This window comes from Anabaena lutea FACHB-196 (assembly GCF_014698305.1).
GTDB classification, from domain to species: Bacteria; Cyanobacteriota; Cyanobacteriia; order Cyanobacteriales; family Nostocaceae; genus Anabaena; species Anabaena lutea.
The window spans coordinates 1-21,412 of the sequence record NZ_JACJST010000032.1 but is presented as its reverse complement, the minus strand read 5'-3'; the positions used below and the strand labels follow the sequence as shown (position 1 = coordinate 21,412).

Genomic DNA, 21,412 nt, shown 5'->3' with positions numbered 1-21,412 from the left:
CGAATCATGAAAATTCAATAATAAAAACTTTGCGCGAGATTCATTCTTTCACATCAAAATCCACTTTATCATAGATATCTTCCAGCAAAATTTGACAAGCTACAGAAGCTAAATTTAAAGAATCATGACTATCTGAATATTCTGAAAAAATCCATTTGTTATTATCAGCTTTGTAGAATTGCTCAACGTGCATTGTATATTGGTCAATTAAAATATATTCTTGAAAGCTAGGAATAGTTCGATAAGCAGCAAATTTTTCATCTTTATCATAACTTTTAGTAGATGTTGATAATACTTCAGCAATCATCACCGGGTTAGTAATAGTGTCTTTTCTTCCTTCTTCAAAAACTAATGGAGTTTGGACAACCATAATATCAGGATAAGTGTGAATGCGTCTGTTAGGAATCCAAAGCCGTTGATCTGTAACAAAGACTCGATAAGGTTGACGTTTAAGAGCAAAATTTAGTACAGCATAAAAATTGCCAGCAACTTGGTTGTGATCTGGTGTTCCGCCGGTCATGGGTATAATTAATCCATCAATATATTCGTGACGTATATCTGAATTTACTTCTAGTTCTAAATATTCTTCAGATGAATAGTAGCGTGTTTCTTGTGCAGTAGTCATGATATTTTCTTCTGCAAGAAGGTTATAATAGAAATGAGGTGAATTTATTTAGCTTCAGTCATTAAAAACTATTGGGTTCAAAGAATTTTTCAAAGCCTTTTTTAATTAATCCTTCTTTCAATTTTTTATCTCCTGTCCACAATAAGCCTTCTAATTCCAATGTTAAAGCAACATGGGGAGTGTCACTTTCATCAACATCTTTACATAAAGCATAAGCTGCTGCTCGGTTATCAGGTGCAATTAAGTCTTCTTTATAGAGATTGAGTCGTTGTAGTAATATTTGGTAAATTCGCACTATTTCGTTTTCAGATAACTGACTAACTTTGATTATCTTTTCTTTACGCTTAAATAACTCTACCAATACTAGCTCACAGATATAATAACTATATTCTCCTTGAAAGAGGAGGTTAGCAAAACTAGATTGGCTGTTGAGTAACGCAGAAAATAAAATATTTGTATCAACAATAATTGGCTGGTTTCTAGACACTAGTTACTCTCCAACAAATTTATGTTTGATATTTGACCATACATCAATATCAATTTCCTTAGCTAAAGCTTCAGCTTGTGCTATTGTCATACTGCTTTTTTTTCTGAAAGACTCTAACTCAAGATAATCTAAAAATTTCTTGAGAGTATCTAGCTCAATAATATCTTTTTTGAACCTGATGATCAGGTCTTGGTTTTCTACTGTGATATTGTAAATTTGATCTGACATAGGATGATAGTATTTAGGTAGTTGTGGGGCAGTATATACTTGGATATTTATATTATCTCAGAATTAATTGGGTTTGGAGAAAAATTTACTCTTCAACTTTAGGATTAAATAAAGCAACCCAGTAAAAAGTATCTACGAATAATGTTTTCATAATTATTGTTTGGGTTTACCATAAAGATAATGATCAACTTGTGCTGCACCATCTGTAGGTAATTTGGCAATAACTTCTTCTGGTAAATCTTGATTAGCTTCTTCAAATATTTCCCAAATTGGTTTACTTTTCTGTTGCTGTTCTCTAGATTTTATAGTTAATTGATTAGCAGAATTAGACTCATTAGCTTGTTGATTTCTTCTATTTTTAGCAAATAATAAAAAATCCAACAATTCTTCAATGAGATTTTCTGGCGTTTGTTCGATTTCTCTGATTAGTCGTTCTTTAGCTGTCATGGTTTTACCTCATTCAGATTTTATTCATCGAGGGAATTAATACCCAAGGCTGCAAGTTGTTGATTTATCCAAGCTGTAGCTGTGGTTTCGTCGGTTTCTATGGCTTTCTCTACTCCTATTTTAGCAATTTCTAGAATTTGATGAGAGGTTTCTTTTAAATAGAGAGAGTTGACATAATAATTAATAACTTCCTCTTGCTTATCTTTAGATATGAAAGGAATTAAAAAACTTTCTATATCTTTACGATAAAGTTCTGCTTGTGCAGTACCAGTGCTTATCTGTTCAGTTTGCAGTCTACCAATAATAGAATTCATCACAAAACCTACATACACTGGATTTTTTTCATGAATTTTCAAAATATTAACATGGTTACTAGCTAAAGCTTTTTCGTGTTTTAAATAAACATTTGTTCTTAAATATAAGCAACATTCCCGCTTTTGGTTTGCTTGATAAAAATGGATTTCTCCAAAGTATCAATTTCTTGGGGTGTAAATTGAGCAATCTTGTAATTAGAGTCTTTGAAAATAGCAGCAAGATTCATGCGGTGTTTAGTTCTAATTCTAGTCGCTAAACGCTGAGAAGTTCCAGACATACCGGAACCCTCAAACTAGATAGCTGAACTAGTATAAAACCTAGTTTGACATTTTGAGTCAGTTAACAGAACTTTTGTTACTTTACTCAAAAAAATCAACCCATTAATTAAACTGCAACCTCCGTAGCTTCCAAAGCATTAATTTCATCCAAAATCCGCCAAATCTCCTGCATCATGGGATCTAATCCAGTACGAGTCACAGCCGAAATTATGAAAACAGGAGCTAAAGAAAGATGATTTAATTGCGTAGCTAAAGCCTCCAAATTAACAGTTTCTCTATCGACAGCATCAATTTTATTTAATGCTAAAATTTGCGGACGTTTAGCTAAACCTCTGCCATAGGCTTTCAGTTCTTCTTGAATAGTATGATAATCAGCGATGACATCTTCACTTGTGGCATCAATTAAGTGTAATAAAACCCTTGTCCGTTCAATGTGACGTAAGAAATCATGACCTAAACCAGCACCATGAGAAGCACCTTCAATTAAACCCGGAATATCGGCGAAAACTGTACCATCACCCGTGGGTTTCTTAACTACACCCAAATTAGGAATTAAGGTAGTAAAAGGATAATCAGCAATTTTCGGACGTGCGGCTGATAAAGAAGAAATTAAAGTTGATTTACCAGCATTTGGTAAACCGATGATTCCTACTTCTGCTAACAATTTCAACTCTAAACGTAATACCTTCTTTTCTCCTTCCAACCCAGGAAGTGCATATTCGGGAACGCGGTTGCGGTTACTCAAAAAATGTTGATTTCCTAGCCCACCTTTTCCACCTTCAGCAACTCGAAAAACTTGTCCGGGTTCAACTAAATCGCATAGTAAAGCACTTGTTCCGGCATCATAAACAGAAGTACCACAGGGAACTTCGATAATTAAATCCTTTCCACCCGCGCCGGTGCAATTATTGGGGCCGCCACGTTCTCCATTTTGTGCTTTAAACAAATGCTTGTAGCGAAAATCTAGCAAGGTTTGGAGGTTGGTATCAGCCACGAAAATGACTGAACCGCCTTTTCCGCCATTCCCACCAGAGGGACCACCTGCTGGGACATATTTTTCTCTGCGAAAGGCGACGATACCATCGCCACCTTTACCTGCTTCTACTTCAATTACTGATTGGTCAATAAATTGCATATTGTTAGAGTCCTGAGTTCTGAGTGATGAGTTATTAATTATAAGTTTTTCTTAACTTTAAATTCCTCATTCTTTACTTGTAACTCAATCCTCAGCACTCAGCACTTAAATATAAGGTGAAATATCCTCACCACAGTCATCTGCGAGGTAAGACAAGGCGCGGAAGCGTAAACCTACCAATTGTTCATACAATGGGTTAATTTTACACATCGGTGGGATGTGAACTATCTTCCGTCCAAAGAGAGTGACATCTCGCTCAAAAGGACATTGAGAGGGAATCATTTTACACAAAAATCTAGCAACTCTGGGATCTTGAATATCTAACCCGTCTAACCATTCGCGCATGGGGCGTAGTGCGTCTGGTGGGGGTGCTGTGAGTGCAGAAACAGTTGAGACGGGGCTTTCTGCTTGTTCTGTATCTTCTAGGGTATGACCCAGGGCTGCTAGGGCTTCTGTTTGCAGTTCCAAGGCTTGGCAAAATTGTTGCAGAAGTTCCTCTTCGCTGGGAGAATATGTTCCATCTGCGATCGCTACCATCACCGCTGTTCGCAAAAAATTTTCCGCTGCTGGTGTACCTTTACCTAATACAGCAGCTAATTCCTCTGGTGTAATTATCTCTAAACAATCCCAGTTAAGAGAAGGAGCTAATTCATCCTTAGTGATGCTGGTAATTAACTGTTGTTCTTGGGCATCAAAATTACCATCTGACCAAGCAATAGTCAGTAGTCCACGTAACCAAGCAGCAATTTGTTCGCTACTGTAAGGGTTTTGAACACCACTTGTCATAAAAACTCACGCCTCAAAATTTTCTCAATCATTACTAAACTACCTTAATCGTCAGTTTTGCGTTAGAATCCGTCTGAAGAGGATTATTGAGAATTCTTTCTATTTACTACAGCGATTGTCTCTTGAACAAAATGATATATTCAAGGACTTTCAACGCTGTCACCTGTCACCTGTCACCTGTCACCTGTCACCTTTTCTTATGTTTTATTTCGGTATTGAACATGAAGTTGCTTTCCTTAACCATGAAGGAAAATTTGCTGATTTCTCTTGTACGAAATTTGCTGATTTTCAACAAATTGTGGACAGGCTACCCACATACCCTCATGATTACCCACAACTGCGAGTAGGCGATGCTGGCATTAAAAAGAAGCGGTGGTATATTGAGGGATTTGAAAGATTTGCTGATTCAGAAGTGGTAATTGATTGTGCAGCCAAAGGTATCGAAATTAGAACAACCATACATTCTGATATTCAAAGTGCAATTAATGAATTAACAGAAAGTTTTAATCTCCTGGGTGAGGTAGCGGCTAGTTTTGGTTTTACACCGATTTTAGTCAGTTTTAATCCTTATACCTGCGTTTTTGAGCCAGAACCGCCATTGAATGCTTTTGAAATCAAGCAATTACAAGCTTATCCTGATGAACAAACTGCCAATATTTATATGGTTTCCTATGGACCAGATTTAAATATTTCTGTAGCAGATTTACCTATTGAAGATGTAATTGATATGGGTAAAAAACTAACTTATTACAGTCCCTATATTGTTCCTTTTAGTTATAGTTCGCCTTTTTATAATGGAGGTTTGTGGGAAGGTTTATCAGTTAGAACATTTATCAGAACAGGCAAAAGATCAGCAACATTAGTTTTTGTAGAAAAAGAAGAACAACTGATTAAAAGTATACCTTCATTGACCAAAGTTGCCCGCATTCCCGCCGAGATAGGACGTATAGAATTTAAAGCTTGCGATAGTTGTGATGACTTTTCTATTTATGCTGGTTTACTAGCTTTATTAAAAGGTCTAATTTTAGACCAAACTTTGCATGGTCGAGCGACTACACCTGATGCTGCTTTGCACCAAATTTCAGCCAAATCAGGATTTGACAATCAGGATATTTTTGTCAATGCAACCAAGCTTTTACAAGCTGCGGAAGTTGCTTTGACAAATGACCCAGATATTGAACTTTTAACACCGCTAAAAGTTATTTTGGCAGAGAGAAAAACAAAATCTCATCAACTAATTGAGATTTACCAAAATTTAGGTTCAATTCAAGAAACACTCAAGCAAACTTACTAGAACAGTTCTGAGTATTGAGTGTAAACTCAGGAGATAAAAATTCTTGCTCATATTGCTCATTTTTTGCTGGGAGCAAGCTGTTCCAGTGGGATGAGAGTTTCCATCACAGTCTTAACAATTGGTGCAGCGACAGTAGAACCATAGGCATTTTCTCCTTTTGGCTCATCCACAACAGCTAAAACCACATAACGGGGAGATTCCACTGGGAGAATAGCCACAAAACTCGTAATTCTAGCACCGGGGATGTAACCACCGTTGGGACTGGCTTTTTGGGCTGTACCAGTTTTACCACCAATGCGATATCCGTTAATTTGTGCTGCTTTACCAGTACCTTCAGAAACGACAGTTTCCATCATTTCTACTACCTTTTGGGTAGTTGTAGGCGAGAAAATTTGTCTTGGTGGTGTGAGGTTAGGAGAATAATGATTTTGCCCTTTGGTATCAATCAGCCCTCGGACTACGTGGGGTGTTACCAATTTGCCACCATTAGCTAATGCTCCTTGCATTTGCACCAGCTGTAATGGTGTCAGAGAAAAGCCTTGTCCAAAAGAAGTGGTTGCCGGTTCAATGGGTGAGGCCATAAATTCTTCTTGACTTTTGAGCCGACCACCCACTTCAAACGGTAAATCTGTATCAACTTTCTGCCCTAGTCCCAGACGTTCTAGCCAGTTGTAGTATACTGGGGGGCGCAATCGTTGAATGATTTGCACCATGCCTATATTACTGGAGGTTTGCAAAATCTCAGCAATGTTAATCCGGCGATAACCATTTTTTTCAGCGTTTTTGATGACCCGGTCAGCCACTTTAAGAGTACCTGAGTCACTGAAAACATCATCAGGTTTAATTACACCATTTTCTAGAGCGATCGCAATATTCAAAGGCTTAAAAGTTGAACCGGGTTCATAAAGATCCGCTACAGTCCAGTTTTTAAAGAGAGAAATATCAGCTTTAGAATATTCATTTGCATTATAGGTAGGCTGGGCAACCAAGGCCAGTAATGAGCCATCCATAGCATCCATAACAATGACAGCACCGCGTTTAGCCTGAAACTTTTCTATCTGCTGTTTGAGAGCAGCACGGGCAGCCCTTTGTAAGCGACTATCAATAGTCAGTTGCAGTTGTAAGTCATCAAAATGTAGAAAACCCTCAGGAGCATGATCAGGCATCAGCGCCCCATTCCCCGCCCGACTGAGACGCACCGTTTGTACAGAGCGTTCTAGCAACTTCTCCTGACTGTATTCCACACCCGCCTGACCCCGACGGTCAAGGTTAACATAGCCGACAACATCAGCAACTAAATCACCTTGTGGGTAGAAACGGGAATATTTTTGAATAAACTCCAAGCCATTCAAGCGTAATGAAATCAAGCGGTCAGCGATATTTTCTGATACGCCATTGGCTAGAAGAATCCCGCTTTTTTTACTTTCAAATGTTTTGAGTAACGCAGTAGCATCTTTGTTGAGTATGGGCGCAAGTTGTTGTGCCATTTCTTCATTAGACTTATCAAACAACTTGGGATGGGTGTACAACGTATACACAGGGCGGTCTATCGCCAACAAATTGTTATTGCGATCAACTACTGGTCGGCGGGGCATAAAAGGACGTAAATTCACCATTTGCTGGTTTCTTGCCCTTTGGGTGAGCTTTGATCCCTGGATAATTTGCAGCCTATACAAATTGAACACCAACCCCAACCCAGCAGCAATTAGTAAACCCCAAACTATTAACAGTCGAGACTTAATTTTTGCTGACTGGTCTTGAGTTTTATCAGTACTATGATCTGATATACCTGGTCTGGAAAACTTCCGCTGCCTTTTGAATTCTAAATTCCGCAAATTTCTGAATTTTGTCCTATTTGATGACTTCTGCATTGGGTTTGTCCTCTATCCTTTGCCATCTGTCAGTTATACCTGTATAACCCATGACCAATAGACTTCTTGCAGAAGTCGGGATAATATCAAGTCCGGCTAATTGCTGATCGAAAAAACTCGACCCGTCTCCGTGTCCCCGTGTAAGAGCGTCAGCCCTAATCAAATGACCAATCACCCTTGATATTAATATCCCAGCGTTGAGGGTATTTGTCGCTGGGTTTCTGAATTGATAGTTGTGGTTTGGGATGGCGAATTAGAGCTATAAGATGTTGGTGGCAAGAAAATTGTCTTGGCCGGACTTGGTGAGACTAATCCTGCTGTTGACTGTTCTGCTTCTTCGGCCATTTTACTAGTCAGTGTTGCATTAGTTGTAGTCAACTGCCGCTCATGACGTTGTAAACTTTGCAGTGTGCGGTAAGCTTGACTCCAAAGCTCTTGGGAATATACAGTCCAACCATAAACCACCAGTGTTGCAGCTACACACAAAAACGCCGCAGCTGACGAATAACGATAAAGAGAGTACATCCTTAGCAACCACAAAGGCGCAGCCCCAGCATTAGACATTACAGGTAAGCGTCCGCTCGACTGTTGTTTTAAATTTGAGGTTGGTTGTTTGCCCGACTCTTTCATCAACATCGGTCTTTTTGCTTCATTGGTAGGAGAAATTGATAAATTTCGGGAGGAACTTCTTTGTCTTCTGGGGCGTACAGATGTGGATTCATTGCCAACTGTCGAGGATCTGGGTGTCATTAATCCCAAACGCCTGGAACGTCGCTGACCCCACGGTAAGATAGAATCTTTTTGGAACCAAGTACTTTTTGTGGAAATAGCTGATTTGCGGGCAACAACCATAATTTTTGTGCAGGGAAATAAATATTGTATTGATTTAAGCGGATTGTTTTTACCAAGGTTAAAGTTGTTTATTTAGCAAACAGCACACATAGCACCTTTTCAGAGTTTTCAAGGGTAGTTGCACCAATGTTTGCGTCTCCTCGATAGTGTAATGCTTGCTTTTGGGTGATCAGCTACTGTGATAAATTGACCAGCTAGAAATTATATCTAAGATTATGGCAATGTGGAGCAGTAACAAGCAAGAGGCAACAGGCAAGAAAGACCCCCAATTCTGTAAGTGGCAGTTCCCTCTTGAAGATGGTTACTTAGTATTATCCTTTCCTTCTTGTTAAGAGTATCCTGAAAGATTTAACAAAAAGCAACAAATAGGGTATCGTATTCAATGAGGCGAAAGATTTCTATTGCCCTAATTGGTGAAAGAGGAGATATGAAAACAAAAATCTTTGGTTTGGCTTTGATGTTAAGTCTGGCAACTATGCTCGGAGCTTGCGAAGGCGGTAGCGAACCTGCTGGGACTGCAACCAGTTCCCCTGCTGCTACAACAGGTGGTGAACCGACTGACACTGGCGCTAGTCCCGCAGCTAGTCCCGCAGCTAGTCCCGCAGCTAGTCCCGCAGCTAGTCCCGCAGCTAGTCCCGCAGCTACACCCACTACGACTCCCTAATTAAGTCAGGATAGCGCTCCTCACTACATCGCTATCACTAAATTTAATCAGGTTCGAGCAACAGCAACAGTACTCTCATACCGAGAGTGCTAAAATATCTATCTAATTTAATTAAGACAGCAACTGAAGAAAAAAAGCAAAAACGGTTTATAGCGCCTTTCAGTTGATATATGTCTGTCATTAAAGCTTGAAAAAAAACTTCCACTCATTAAAGAAGTAGCTTTATGTTGCTACTGCAATTTAGTACATCTCATTATTGTCGCAAAGCCCGCCTAGCGCTAGGTTATAAGCGAATTAATTACAATGTCGAAAATCTCACTCCTGGCTTACATATCCTCAAACTCAAGCCCCTGACAGGTTTGAGTACACTGCCAGTGTTGTTGCCCCAAATTGAGGGACAACCGCAAGCTATCGCTGACTCAACCCAGATTATCAAATTCCTAGAATCTTATCAGCCAGAACCTGCAATATTTTTAACCAACCCAGAACAGCAAACTGAAGCTTTGATGCTTGAAGACTGGTTTGATGAAAGCATCGGTACAGCAACAAGGTTTGTATATTATCAGTTTCGCGCCAATGAAGGACAACAAGTTGATCCATCATTCTTTAGCCAGATGCTAATTAGAGTCGTGCGACAACAGTATGGCATCAACGATGCTACAGTCAAATTGGCTACTAGCAGATTATCCACATCCTTGGCAGAATTATCGCTTCGCTGGCAAAAGAGCGAATATTTAGTTGGTGGATGCTTGAGTGTGGCAGATATTACCGCAGCTGCCTTACTCAGTCCTTTAGCACTCATTCCTGAATACCGTCAGGGATATCCCTGGTTGTTTGAGCGCATCGTGCAGATCCATCAATTGTGTGGAGAGAAACTACCACCGGGACTTTAGAAATTCAAAATTCAAAATTCAAAATTCAAAATATGAAGCGGATAAAAATTTTGGTTTTGAGTATTAGTACTAGTATTTTAGTTGGGGTAAGTAGCCATTGGGGGAAAGCCGTCATCGCATTACCACCACCAGAGGATATACCAGAGGAAATATTGCGGACAGAGATAATCACCGAAGCGCGATCGCCCATTGATGGTAAGCGCCTAACCGCAGCCGAATACGCAGAATTACAAACCCAATTGCAAACAAGTCCACCACCAAAGCTCGATGCCAAAATCCGAGACCAAATATTCCTGCTACGGTTACGTAAAGCATTATTACAGATTTTCCCATTTTTAGGTATTTAGTTCAGTAGTCAGGCTGGGAGATGGAGGGATGGGGAGAATTAACCTATTCCCTGCTCCCTATTCCCTATTCCCAGTTTATTTAGCCTGAATCGGCGTTAGAGCTACACCTTGGTAATAATGTCCTAAAATTTGTAAATGGCTGGCTCCGCGTTGAGCTAAACTATACGCGCCCCATTGACTCATACCTAAACCATGTCCATAGCCTAGTCCTTGGAGGACAAAACTGCCATTTTCTCCTTTACTAACGCTAAAACGGGTACTTTTGAGCCTGAGTGCGGTACGAACTTCTTCACCTTTAAGTACTTTAGTACCTTGCTCCCCGACGATTTTTAAGGTTTTGACGCTGCGGAAAGGAGAGAAAGATTCGGCGATCATATCTTTGATGTTGCCTATCCCGGAAATTCTGGCGCTAATTTCTCCAGGAGAGAAGGTTTTTACCCAATTGCATTCTTTGAAACCTTGATCAAAGTCTTGTACTGCACGCAGGTAAGGGAGGGTATTTCCCCAAACATCTTCTACATTTTCGGTGTGTCCACCAGAACAAGCATGGAAGACTGAGAGAATAATTCGGTTGTTATAGGTGAGGACTTTTCCTGCTGTTCCATCTACAGCACCATAAGTGTTACGGGATTCGCTGCTGACACCTTTGTAGATTTGCCAGCGATCTGGACTATCTCCTAAATCATAAACGGGATTGTTACGCTGTTTTTCTCGTTCATAGAGGGCATAGGTACGGGCTGCGATCGCTTGGGCTTTGAGGGCTTCGGGAGGCCAACTAGAATTCATTTCTCCACCGATGACGCTGTAGAGATATTCTTCTAAATCGACCCAATTAACTGCGGTTAAGCCTTTTTCGGTAGGAATGACAAGAGTTCTGCCTCGAAACCAGCGATCGCCAATATAAACAAATCCCTTAGCAGTTGGCTCAATCCAAAATAACCCAGATTGCCATTTATCCAAAGCCACTCCCCCAGGAACTGCTTGAGCAGCATAAGCGCTCATTCCTGGCAACTGTCCAAGAGTACGTCCGGCACTATCTTTAACTATTGCAGTTGTGGAAGCACCAACTTTGACTTGATTTACTCCCCTCTCAATTGCTACGCGCAGGATGACAGATGCTTGAGCAGGAGCAACCAAAACAAACCACAAGAGGATACCTATCCACCAATGTTGTCCTTGAATCCGGGAAAATAAAGCGCCTAAATAAAGTTGGATTTTCATGCTGATTGTCTAATCACAAGCCTCTACAAGTTAAATAAGACAGTTCTCCCAGATAGGAGCTTGCCACTTCTACTTATTATGCATTTTGATTAGACTTGTGGGGTTTTAATCAGCAGATTTAATCGTGTCAGAACTTTTGGGAGATTTCCTGACTTTTGGCGAATTATTCACCTCATTTGCCACAATACCGATTAAATTCAACTGGCTCAAAATTTCGGTTGCTTGCATGAGTTCCTGTGGGGTTAACTGACCAATGCGCCCAACTATGACAATTCCATTACAAACAGAGGCGATAATTCTAGCATCAATGCTATCTAAAACAGCAGGAGCATCTATCAACACCAAGTCATAAATTTGCTCAAAAGACTCAATCAATTCTTTCATTCGTCCAGAACTCAGCAGATTCACCACATCTTCTGGTGTTGGACCAGCAGTTAAAATATCAATTGAGGGGTGAATAGGTTGGATATAATTATGAACTTGGGTTTTGATATCATCCACCAATAACAGAGATAGCCCCCAATCATTGGAAATTTCCAAGATTTTATGTAAACTGGGCGATCGCAAGTTAGCATCAATAACTAGTACCCGTTGATGCATATGTGCGGCACTAGCCCCAAGTCCCAAAGCTAAAGTTGTTTTTCCCTCTCCCGCTACTGCTGAAGTCAACATCAAGGACTTGAAAGGCAAAGGATTCTTGAATATTTGAATATTTTGATAAATCATATCCAGGGTTTCATGGCTGGATAATTTGTCGTTGTTTTCCAGCTTTGGGGATGCTAAATTTTGTCGCCCACGTCTAATAATCCGCTCAATTCTATTTTTTAAACTTGGTTTTCCCAACTTGGAAACAGAACCCAGTAATCGAAGGTTTGTTAGTTTCTGTAAATCTTGCGCTGAAAAAATTGCCTTATTAAACACCTCCCAAATCAAGGCTGCTGCCACACCTAAAATTGGACCAATTAGCACTCCTCCAATTATCAATAACCATTTACGATTACCGATATAAATCCCCAAGTCTGGCTCTTCCAATACTTGCCAGTCAAATCCTCCTTGAGCCATTTTCATTCCCAATGACTGTTGGACTTGAAGCAATTGATCAAGTGTTCGGCGTTGGAATGTTATATCTGCAAGCAATCGATTGTACTCTGCTATTATGCTGGGGTATGTACTTAGCTGCAAGCGAATGCGTTGTTCAGATTTAGCTAAATTATTTTCATTGTTAATTAGTCCAATAGCTGTTTTTTGTAACTGCTGTAACTCATTAACTAACTTTGGCTCAACTCCTAATAAGCTTTGGGTTACGGTGTTAGTATTGACAGATTGCTCTTTTATTTCTTGCTGTAATAAGGCAATTTGAATTTTGTGTTTTTGCTTGAGTTTTATTACAATTGGTGAATTATCAGTATAGCGCAGACGCTCCTGAGCCAAACTCAATTCTGTCTTTTTCACCTCATCTAATAAGGCTTGGTAGCGGCTAGAACGATTCAAACTAGCTGCCAATTGTGCATTCTGGCTAGAAGATGCTATTTTTTGATCTAGGCTATTGTACTGAGCTTGTAAAGCTTCAAATTCAGCGCGAGTAGTTTGTCGTTGTTTTTGAATATCAGCAAGAGATTCTTCCAGGATTTTACTTTGTACTAACGGGTCAACTAAATTATGTTTCTGGCGAAATAATTCTAATTTTTTCTCTGACGCTATTACGTCTTTTTGCAACTTGGGTAATCGATTGTTAACGAAAGCTAAAGCTTGATTTACACGCTGCTTTTTTTGGTCACTGTTGTAGTCTTGATAAACTTTCTGGAGAGCTTGCAATACTCTTTTTGTTTTTACTGGATCTGGGTCTTTGAAAGAGACTATAAATACTTGATTAATAACCTGATTAAATTCTGATAAACCCTCCACTGGGGTTACTTGCAAAGCTCCTTGATCGCCAGAATCATTTTTACCCTTCAGATTTTCTATAGTAATATTGGGATAATGAGATCGTAACAAATCTACAGCTTGTTGTACCAGCTTAGAACTCAGCATTAATTTCATCTGATGAGTATATTCTCCAGATGAAAAATTAGGTTTAATTAACTCAGCTTTTGCATTTTCCTGCTTCTTGATTGATCCTGATCCTTCATCTAAATCAGAACTCACCATGATCTGCATAGAACTCTGGTACATCGGTTTAGTGATAACAGCTAGAAGAGAAGTAACTGAAATCACTGCACAGGAAACCCCTAAAATCAAAAAGCGTCGGTAAAACAGAATTGTAGAGATTTGTCTAATGTTAACCGACCTTGGCTTAGAGGTAGTAAGCTGTTGATGATTTAGACCAGTTGTAGCCACTATGAAAGCCCTCTACTATTGAAACAATATATCTATCTGGAAGATGATTATGAGAAAAGAATTGGAGAGAATTTATACTCAATCTTGTCTCAGAAATAATTAATATTTATTCTTCCCATGACGATAGACCTACTTCACAGAACATTTTCTTGAATTTGTAGTGATTACATAATCTATTCATTCAGATATATGTCCAGTCAGCACTATGATAATAAATTTCTTCATCAGATTTTTAAATCTTTAATGAAGCCTGAAGATGGAATCTATTAAGGTTGATATTATATTTTCCATAACTAGTGAAACTACTCAGGTTATTTTTGAGGTTATTTTTCAGTTATTGTGAAAAAATTTGCATCGATTTTGAAAAATCACAGCTACAGATGGAAAACTGCAATGCTGATGTAAGTCTGTGAAAATCCAAAATCCAAAATCTAAAATCCAAAATGGGATCTAAACCTTTGTGGTTGTCATGGGTTGGACAACAGATATCAAAAATTGTAGAGACGTGACACAAAATATTTATACAATTTTTGACGCGATTATATAAACGCAAAAAAATAATCACGGTGTGGAATACCCCACCGATCTCATCGGTTAGCACACCTTATGAACAGTTTGCAAATTTTGTTTACATTTGTTATATTTATTTACATAAGGAAACACAAGTTAAAACAAGAGGTTCCGAAATGACTATCTTAATTGCATTATTTGTTGTCGGTTGGGTAGCTGCTTCAGTTGTTGGTTCTTTGGCTTACTTCATGGGTGAACAAAGCAAGCCCATTCATGAACGTAACTGGCGTTCTGAGTCCTTTGAACAGTTGGCGAAATCTATTACTGGTATGGAAATAGACTATAGCAATCGCACTCCCGCCTATGTAATGGATGCTTACACAAGCCGCAATCTACCTCAATAGTAGTAAAAGCAGTTTAAGAAAATGTCCATAAAAATAACCCCCAGTATCTCGACTGGGGGTTTTGCTGTTTTTAATCGAAAGAACAATGATGGTGACAGATGGATTTGCAGAACTCAGACACAGAGAGGAATTTCCCATCCAAAATCTAAAATCCAAAATCCAAAATCCAAGATGGTATGACTACATCGGACGGTAAGTGCGATAGTTGATATTGGGGAAGATATTATCCATTAATTCGACTTTTTCCAGCCAACCGCTATCAACTTTACCGATTTTCACATCTTCATACAGTTTATTAAACCGCATTAAGTGCGATCGCGTTCTTCTCACCGCATAAGGAACCATTGTTCCCGTCCGCATAATAAACGCCCAGTCAGAAGATTGTGCTAATAATAACTCTCTCGCAGCTTGGTTTAAAGCTTTCCACTGCAACTCATCCTCTGGTTCCAGGGTTGATATTTCAATCATCCGTTCCGCTGCTTTATGTAAGTGCGGGTAAACCCAAGCATTAGTTTCATTTAACCAATACTCGTGGAACCCCTTATAACCCCAACTCGACTGAGCCGGACGACAAACCTGTTGTGTTGGATTTGCGCGTAAATAATCAGCCAAATGCGTCATTTCATAAGTACTTTGGTCATACCATGACTTACGGAACAAGTAATCAATAAACCAAGGACCCTCATACCACCAATGACCAAATAACTCTGCGTCATAAGGAGAAACAATAATTGGCGGGCGACCCATGATACCGTGTAAATGCTCAGATTGCCGCTCACGGTTATACATAAAATTAGCAGCGTGGTCTGCCGCTTTTTCCCTTGCCCAATAAGGATCATAGAGTGCTTTATCAGAAAGACCTAAGCCACGTCCAGTAATTTTATGATACTTAATGCCCGTATTTTTCCGCTGACCATTGGGCATGATGTAGGGCTTAATATATTCATATTCCGCTTCCCAGCCCAAATCTTTGTAAAATTCTCGATATTCAGCCGCACCAGGATAGCCAACCTCAGAAGACCATACCTGCTGAGAAGATTCATGATCTCGACCAAAGGCTGCTACACCAGGTTCAGTGAAAATGGGGGCATAAGTACCGAAGCGGGGACGGGGACGAGCGTATAATATACCATGACCATCGGTGAGGAAATAACGCAAACCCGCGTCCGCCAGCATTCGGTCTAAACCTTCATAGTAGGCGCATTCTGGCAACCAAATCCCTCTAGGTGCTTTACCAAAAGTTTCTTCGTAATGTTCACAAGCTACCTGAATTTGCGCCCACACAGCTTGGGGATACATTTTCATCAGCGGTAAATACCCGTGAGTAGCACCGCAAGTGATAATTTCTAAGTTATTGGTATCTTGGAACCCTTTAAAAGCCGTTACTAAATCACCGTCATAACGTTCCCATAACTCACGCGCTTCGTTGAACTCAGTGGCGTAATGTTCAGCTAAATAACGAAGATGCCCATTTTGGACATTTCGCTCGGCTTCCAGTTCTATAAGTTCTTCTAGTTGAGCTAAGTGTGCGTCATAGCGTTCTTGTAGCAGAGGATCACGCAGCATGGACACAAGAGGAGGTGTCATACTCATCGTGATTTTAAAGTCGATGCCGTCTCGCTTTAAACCTTCAAATACTTTCAATAAAGGGATATATGTTTCGGTAATGGCTTCATATAGCCATTCCTCCTCCAGCACGTAGTCACTTTCTGGGTGACGAACGAAGGGTAAATGTGCGTGAAGTACAAGCGCGACGTAGCCTATAGCCATAATAATTGTGGGTTGGTACTAGTAAATTGAAGGTCGAGAGTTTGGCTGAAATTAACAATATTTTAAGACTATATCGGGATCATGATGCTTTCTTATTTCTTACCCCTAGTAATTTAAAATTAGACTAACGATGATAAAGGTCAATCACCTTGAAAACGGATAGCCTATTCTACGAAATCTTTCAAGCCGACCCCAGTATTATCTTTGAACTTATCAACAGTAAGTTTCCCAGAAATGCGACTTACAGTTTTACCTCTGTGGAAGTCAAAGAAACCAGCTTTCGGATGGATGGTATTTTAATCCCTCCTATCTATGCTACTGACTTACCTATAGTATTTGTCGAAGTTCAAGGATACAGAGATACCAAAAAAGTCCTTTACTCTAGCTTTATTAGTGAAATTTTCCTTTATTTATACGATTATCAGCCTGTAAATGATTGGGAAGGAGTGCTAATTTTTACAAAACGCAGTCTAGATCCCGGTTTGCCTAGAAATTATCGAGTATTTGGATCTAGTGAGCAATTTCACAGGATTTACTTAGATGAATTAAATGAAAATACTGATATATCTTTGGGATTAAGTTTATTGCAACTTGTGGGCTTACGGGAAGAACTTGCAACAACCCGTGGTAGAGAACTCATTACACGCACCCGACAGGAGGTGACAGATGCCAAAACACAGAGTAAGTTTATAGAATTAATAGAAACGGTCTTCGTTTACAAATTTCCAGATTCAATGAGAGAGGAGATTGAAGCGATGTTAGGACTAAATGAACTTAAGCAAACACGAGTTTATCGAGAAGCTTTAGAAGAGGGTCTTGAGCAAGGTCTTGAGCAAGGTAAGCTGAAGGCAGTACCACTGTTATTGAAAGCAGGGATAACTGTTGAGGAAATTGCTAAACAGTTGGGTGTAGATTTAGCCGCAGTCAGAAAGGTTGCTGAAGAACAGTCAGCATGAAAAATGCGATATCGCTATCCTTATTCCTCGCTCTCGCGGTATAATTCTTGCAAATCCTGTAATTGAGTTTTACGGGAAATACGCCGATATTTTTTACTTTCTAGCTTCGGTTCGTATTGACTCTGACCTTTGCCTTTAGATTTTAATTTCAGACTAGATTCGGGGTCAGGTTGTTGGTTAAGATGATTTTGATATGCGATCGCATCGTTCAAAAATTCTAAATAATGTTCATATCGTTCCCAGTCACCACTCACCACACAGTCTGGTTCATCTCGATGGGTACAATCACTAAATCGACAATTACCAGCTTCTAACCTTGCTCTAGCTTCTGGAAAATAGTAGATTAATTCTTCGGGACTGCAATCCAAATCCGGCTGATTAAAGCCAGGAGTATCAGCTAACAACCCACCTTTAGGCATTTCAAATAATTCTACATGACGGGTGGTATGGCGACCACGAGCTAACTTACCGGAAACTTCCCCCACTCGCAGGTTGATATCGGGAATTAGTCCATTGATTAAGCTAGATTTACCCACACCGGAAGGGCCAGCAATTACAGTAATTTTATCAGTCAAATATTCGGCTATATGGTCAATATTAATTTTGTTTTGAACGCTGATAAATAGCGGTTGATAACCCCAAGCTTGTAAGCGATCGCTAATTTGCTGTTTTTCCAGAGGGGAAATCAAATCACATTTATTCAAACACAACAGCACATCAACCCCTGTAGACTCAGCCTTAATTAAAAATCTGCTCAATTGCACAGGTTCTAAAGGTGGGTCAGCTACCGCAAATACCAGGAGAATTTGGTTAACATTAGCGATCGCTGGACGATTTAATTGACTATGACGTGGTAAAACCTCAGAAATTGCACCTTGTTGCCCATCCCAATCAGGTTCTTCCACAATTACGCGATCGCCCACCATTACCTGTTGGCCGATTTTTTTTAGTCGAGTTCGCCGCGTACAGAGGAGGATCAAGGGCGGTGCTGGTGGGGAGGTAGGGATGTGGGGAGAATTTTCACAACTTTCCCCATCGCCGTCCATCTGTACTCGATAAAAATTCGCCTGTACAGCTAACACCGTACCCACCAACTGTGTTGTATTATCAACAGTTTCCCCTTTCATTTGGCAACTACAGGACGGCGTACCAACAGAGAAAAATAGCCAGAGCAATCCGTAATTGTTTCCACCTGATAACCTGCCATTGTCAGACTATCAGGAACTTGTTCAATTGGTTCTCCAGCATCTAACCAGACTTCTAACAACCCTCCCAAGGGCATTTGCTCCAAACGGAGTTTTGTCCGCACGAAATTAATCGGGCAAGGAGTACCACGCAAATCTAGTTGAGCATCAGGAGTTAACAAGGAAGATACACTCATGACTTAAACAGATTTTCAAAAAATCCCCCACCTTTACCAGTTCTGTCCCCCTTAATTTTAGCCAGCTTCTCCAGCAATTCTCTCTCCTCTGGGGTGATCTTCGTGGGAATATCAATTAATACCGTCAGCATATGGTCGCCCCGACTCACGGGATTTCCCAAGCGAGGTACACCACGATTTTCTAGCTTCATCACCGTATTAGGCTGAGTTCCTGCGGGAATGATTAATTCCACAGGTCCATCTACCGTATTTACCTCCAAACGGCAGCCTAAAATCGCTTGCAGATAGCTAAGTTGGATTTCGGAAAGAACATTAATTCCTTCCCGCTGGAATTCTTCATCCTCATTCACGAACAAGTAGACATACAAATCCCCAGGGGGACCACTCCGCTGACCGGCATCTCCTTCTTGGGAAATCCGCAAGCGTGTGCCATTATCTACCCCAGCCGGAATAGTAATTTTCAGCTTTTTCGTGACCTGATTTGCGCCCTTACCGTCACAAGCATCACACTTATCTTCAACTACAGATCCTGTGCCATTACAGGTGGGACAAGTAGAGACTTGGGTAAAGCTACCAAAAGGGGTTCTCGTCACACGTCGTACTTGACCGGAACCGCTACAAGTCGCACAAGTCCGGGGACGAGTTCCCGGTTTAGCACCAGAACCACTACATACTTCACAAGTTTCTAAATGAGAAATGCGAATTTCTTTTTCGCCACCAAATACTGCTTCCCGAAAATCTAACTTCAGGTCTAGCCGGAGGTCATCACCCCGCACAGGTCCACTGCGCCGTCTTTGTTGCTGGGTTGGTCCACCCATTCCCCCAGCAAAGCCACTGAAAATGCTTTCAAAGATATCGGCAAAACCGCCCATATCGCCCACATCTTGGAAGCCAGCACCAGCCCCACTAGAAACGCCAGCTTCACCAAAACGGTTATAACGCTCGCGGGTTTCCGGCTCTGAAAGCACTTCATAAGCACGGTTAATTTCTTTAAATCGTTCTTCCGCACCCGGTTCTTTGTTCACATCTGGGTGATACTTCCGGGCTAAACGGCGATAGGCTTGTTTAACTTCTTCTTTGTCGGCGTCACGGGAGACACCCAGAATTTCATAATAGTCGCGGGCCATAGAGCAAGGGTAAAAGTTAGAAGGAAGAAATCAGAAGTAGGGTTGGCAGAAGGTAAAGGACTAGAGACAACACTTAATTTTTGTTAATAATTGATTTTACCTTTTACCTTTGACAAAAATTACTAGAAAGTCTTGAGTAACAGGTGCTTTTTTCAATATCAACAAAACAAGTTAGATAAATTATCAACACATTCAGCTGAACCGCCCTGACGGGCAACCACTGAGTAAGTGCCGCACCCTTTGTTTGAGCGCAGCTTTGGCACCAACTGTCTCAAGCTGTCTCTTTTACAATTGTGCTACTTAGATGAGTGAAACTACGCCTATCAACTAGAGGAACTAGCCGTACAAAATGGTACGGAAAACAACCATATACTTTTGAGAGCATATGTAATATTGAAGCATCTAGTCTACTCTAATTCGCTCCTACAATCTAGCAAACCTTGGGGATATAAAACCATGTTTATTGTCAGCATCTGCCTAACTTGAAGAAGACACGGGGACACGGGGACACCCCATGTCTAAAGCCAGGGGATTCCAGCATAGAACCAGCGGCACGAACCCGTTTTATCATTTTTAATTTTTAATTCCGAGAAAGCGGTGTTAGTCTATCGCCTCATAATCAGCCGCAGCAGTACTTTCATCATCAAAATCAAAATTAAATTGTGGTAGTGATGCTGCATTCGTGGTAGTTTCAGCGACTACTGTTGAGGAATTATCAGCAAGTTCTTCTTGTTCAATTGGGTTATCTAATGGGGTACTGGCTCGTTTGTAAACATCTGCACCAATGCCAAACAGAGTTTGTTGGAAGTCCTCTAATATTGGCTTAAAGACTGCTACAGAGGTAGAAGGGTCATTCATTGCTGCTTGGAGTTTGGCAAATTTCTCACTTGCCAACACTTTAATTTCTTCACCGATTAAGTCGCCATTATCCCGTAAAGTAGACGTGTAACTTAACAACAGGTTATCAGCTTGGTTTTTAAGTTCAATCAGTTCTTTACGTTTTCTGTCTTCTTCAGCATACAACTCAGCTTGTTGCCGCATCCGTTCGACCTCAGCTTGACTTAAACCACCTGTATTGGTAATCCGAATACTTTGCTCTCTGCCTGTACCCTTGTCTTGAGCAGAAACTTTGAGGATACCGTTGACATCGATGTCAAAAGCTACTTCTATTTGTGGTACGCCACGAGGAGCAGGAGGAATACCAGCTAGGAGAAACTTACCAAGAGTTTTATTATCTCGTGCCATAGCCCGTTCTCCTTGGAGAACATGAATTTCCACGGAAGATTGACCATCAACTGCTGTAGAAAAGACTTGGGATTTGCTCGTGGGTATGGTGGTATTACGTTCAATGATTTTAGTAAATACTTCTCCTAAAGTTTCCAGGGGAGCAACGCGATTTTGTGAGGTGGGGCAAAAAAAGTGCGATCGCCAAGTTAAAAACAGGCATCGCTAAAATATTTTTCTGAAATTAATGTTAAATAAAT

General features: G+C 40.4%; 22 protein-coding genes and 1 pseudogene. 6 read left to right on the top strand and 17 right to left on the bottom strand.

Annotation, left to right across the window (positions count from 1 at the left end):
- Positions 1-40 precede the first annotated feature (40 nt).
- The 8 genes from H6G59_RS24220 to H6G59_RS24185 all read right to left on the bottom strand — a co-directional run bounded on the left by H6G59_RS24220 (position 41) and on the right by H6G59_RS24185 (position 4,301).
- The gene (locus H6G59_RS24220; RefSeq protein WP_190719680.1) at positions 41-625 is read right to left on the bottom strand and encodes a Uma2 family endonuclease; all 585 of its coding nucleotides are present in this window, start codon (positions 623-625) and stop codon (positions 41-43) included.
- Between the two features lie 61 nt (positions 626-686).
- On the bottom strand, positions 687-1,112 hold the full coding sequence (locus H6G59_RS24215) for a PIN domain-containing protein (RefSeq protein ID WP_190719677.1): 426 nt from the start codon (positions 1,110-1,112) through the stop codon (positions 687-689).
- A gap of 3 nt (positions 1,113-1,115) precedes the next feature.
- Complete coding sequence (locus H6G59_RS24210) at positions 1,116-1,340, bottom strand: hypothetical protein (protein WP_190719664.1); 225 nt, start codon at positions 1,338-1,340, stop codon at positions 1,116-1,118.
- A 153-nt stretch (positions 1,341-1,493) separates the two neighbouring features.
- Positions 1,494-1,787: a hypothetical protein gene (locus H6G59_RS24205; RefSeq protein ID WP_190719661.1), complete on the bottom strand. Its 294-nt coding sequence runs from the start codon at positions 1,785-1,787 to the stop codon at positions 1,494-1,496.
- 20 nt (positions 1,788-1,807) lie between these two features.
- On the bottom strand, positions 1,808-2,101 hold the full coding sequence (locus tag H6G59_RS24200; protein ID WP_190719658.1) for a restriction endonuclease subunit S: 294 nt from the start codon (positions 2,099-2,101) through the stop codon (positions 1,808-1,810).
- 98 nt (positions 2,102-2,199) lie between these two features.
- A complete protein-coding gene (locus tag H6G59_RS24195; protein ID WP_190719655.1) occupies positions 2,200-2,379 on the bottom strand; it encodes a hypothetical protein in 180 nt (59 codons plus the stop codon).
- A 107-nt stretch (positions 2,380-2,486) separates the two neighbouring features.
- The gene (obgE, locus tag H6G59_RS24190) at positions 2,487-3,515 is read right to left on the bottom strand and encodes a GTPase ObgE (RefSeq protein ID WP_190719651.1); all 1,029 of its coding nucleotides are present in this window, start codon (positions 3,513-3,515) and stop codon (positions 2,487-2,489) included.
- A 105-nt stretch (positions 3,516-3,620) separates the two neighbouring features.
- Complete coding sequence (locus H6G59_RS24185; RefSeq protein WP_190719648.1) at positions 3,621-4,301, bottom strand: Mo-dependent nitrogenase C-terminal domain-containing protein; 681 nt, start codon at positions 4,299-4,301, stop codon at positions 3,621-3,623.
- Between the two features lie 199 nt (positions 4,302-4,500).
- Here H6G59_RS24185 and H6G59_RS24180 point away from each other — a divergent pair, with 199 nt between their 5' ends.
- Positions 4,501-5,595, top strand: coding sequence for a glutamate--cysteine ligase (locus H6G59_RS24180; RefSeq protein WP_190719645.1), 1,095 nt, complete (start codon positions 4,501-4,503; stop codon positions 5,593-5,595).
- Between the two features lie 56 nt (positions 5,596-5,651).
- Here H6G59_RS24180 and H6G59_RS24175 read toward each other — a convergent pair whose 3' ends face one another.
- Positions 5,652-7,466 carry a peptidoglycan D,D-transpeptidase FtsI family protein gene (locus H6G59_RS24175; RefSeq protein WP_190719634.1) on the bottom strand — a complete coding sequence of 605 codons (1,815 nt, stop codon included), beginning with the start codon at positions 7,464-7,466 and terminating at the stop codon, positions 5,652-5,654.
- 183 nt (positions 7,467-7,649) lie between these two features.
- Positions 7,650-8,318, bottom strand: coding sequence for a hypothetical protein (locus tag H6G59_RS24170; RefSeq protein WP_190719630.1), 669 nt, complete (start codon positions 8,316-8,318; stop codon positions 7,650-7,652).
- 427 nt (positions 8,319-8,745) lie between these two features.
- Here H6G59_RS24170 and H6G59_RS24165 point away from each other — a divergent pair, with 427 nt between their 5' ends.
- The 3 genes from H6G59_RS24165 to H6G59_RS24155 all read left to right on the top strand — a co-directional run bounded on the left by H6G59_RS24165 (position 8,746) and on the right by H6G59_RS24155 (position 10,222).
- Positions 8,746-8,982, top strand: coding sequence for a hypothetical protein (locus H6G59_RS24165; RefSeq protein ID WP_190719628.1), 237 nt, complete (start codon positions 8,746-8,748; stop codon positions 8,980-8,982).
- A 224-nt stretch (positions 8,983-9,206) separates the two neighbouring features.
- Positions 9,207-9,875 (top strand): glutathione S-transferase family protein, encoded by a 669-nt coding sequence (locus H6G59_RS24160; RefSeq protein WP_190719624.1) that lies wholly within the window; start codon positions 9,207-9,209, stop codon positions 9,873-9,875.
- Between the two features lie 32 nt (positions 9,876-9,907).
- Positions 9,908-10,222 (top strand): hypothetical protein, encoded by a 315-nt coding sequence (locus tag H6G59_RS24155; protein WP_190719621.1) that lies wholly within the window; start codon positions 9,908-9,910, stop codon positions 10,220-10,222.
- A 75-nt stretch (positions 10,223-10,297) separates the two neighbouring features.
- Here the strand turns inward: H6G59_RS24155 and H6G59_RS24150 are convergent, their stop codons facing one another.
- On the bottom strand, positions 10,298-11,443 hold the full coding sequence (locus H6G59_RS24150) for a SpoIID/LytB domain-containing protein (RefSeq protein WP_190719618.1): 1,146 nt from the start codon (positions 11,441-11,443) through the stop codon (positions 10,298-10,300).
- A gap of 105 nt (positions 11,444-11,548) precedes the next feature.
- On the bottom strand, positions 11,549-13,591 hold the full coding sequence (locus tag H6G59_RS24145; protein WP_199332148.1) for a GumC family protein: 2,043 nt from the start codon (positions 13,589-13,591) through the stop codon (positions 11,549-11,551).
- 875 nt (positions 13,592-14,466) lie between these two features.
- Between H6G59_RS24145 and H6G59_RS24140 the strand changes: the two genes are divergently transcribed.
- Positions 14,467-14,694 carry a photosystem II protein, Psb35-related gene (locus H6G59_RS24140; protein WP_127055632.1) on the top strand — a complete coding sequence of 76 codons (228 nt, stop codon included), beginning with the start codon at positions 14,467-14,469 and terminating at the stop codon, positions 14,692-14,694.
- A 180-nt stretch (positions 14,695-14,874) separates the two neighbouring features.
- Here the strand turns inward: H6G59_RS24140 and H6G59_RS24135 are convergent, their stop codons facing one another.
- Entirely contained in the window at positions 14,875-16,464 is a 1,590-nt protein-coding gene (locus tag H6G59_RS24135; protein WP_190719612.1) for a glycoside hydrolase family 57 protein, read from the bottom strand.
- Between the two features lie 149 nt (positions 16,465-16,613).
- Here H6G59_RS24135 and H6G59_RS24130 point away from each other — a divergent pair, with 149 nt between their 5' ends.
- A complete protein-coding gene (locus H6G59_RS24130) occupies positions 16,614-17,420 on the top strand; it encodes an Rpn family recombination-promoting nuclease/putative transposase (protein WP_190719609.1) in 807 nt (268 codons plus the stop codon).
- A gap of 20 nt (positions 17,421-17,440) precedes the next feature.
- Here H6G59_RS24130 and rsgA read toward each other — a convergent pair whose 3' ends face one another.
- The 4 genes and pseudogenes from rsgA to H6G59_RS24110 all read right to left on the bottom strand — a co-directional run.
- Positions 17,441-18,547 carry a small ribosomal subunit biogenesis GTPase RsgA gene (gene rsgA / locus H6G59_RS24125; RefSeq protein WP_190719606.1) on the bottom strand — a complete coding sequence of 369 codons (1,107 nt, stop codon included), beginning with the start codon at positions 18,545-18,547 and terminating at the stop codon, positions 17,441-17,443.
- Positions 18,544-18,801, bottom strand: a complete 258-nt coding sequence (locus H6G59_RS24120) for a sulfurtransferase TusA family protein (protein WP_127055628.1) — start codon at positions 18,799-18,801, stop codon at positions 18,544-18,546. The genes rsgA and H6G59_RS24120 overlap by 4 nt, the downstream gene beginning before the upstream one ends.
- Complete coding sequence (gene dnaJ, locus H6G59_RS24115; protein WP_127055627.1) at positions 18,798-19,928, bottom strand: molecular chaperone DnaJ; 1,131 nt, start codon at positions 19,926-19,928, stop codon at positions 18,798-18,800. The genes H6G59_RS24120 and dnaJ overlap by 4 nt, the downstream gene beginning before the upstream one ends.
- Positions 19,929-20,528: 600 nt before the next feature.
- Positions 20,529-21,311, bottom strand: a pseudogene (locus H6G59_RS24110) (Hsp70 family protein); the annotation flags it as partial.
- Between the last annotated feature and the right edge of the window lie 101 nt (positions 21,312-21,412).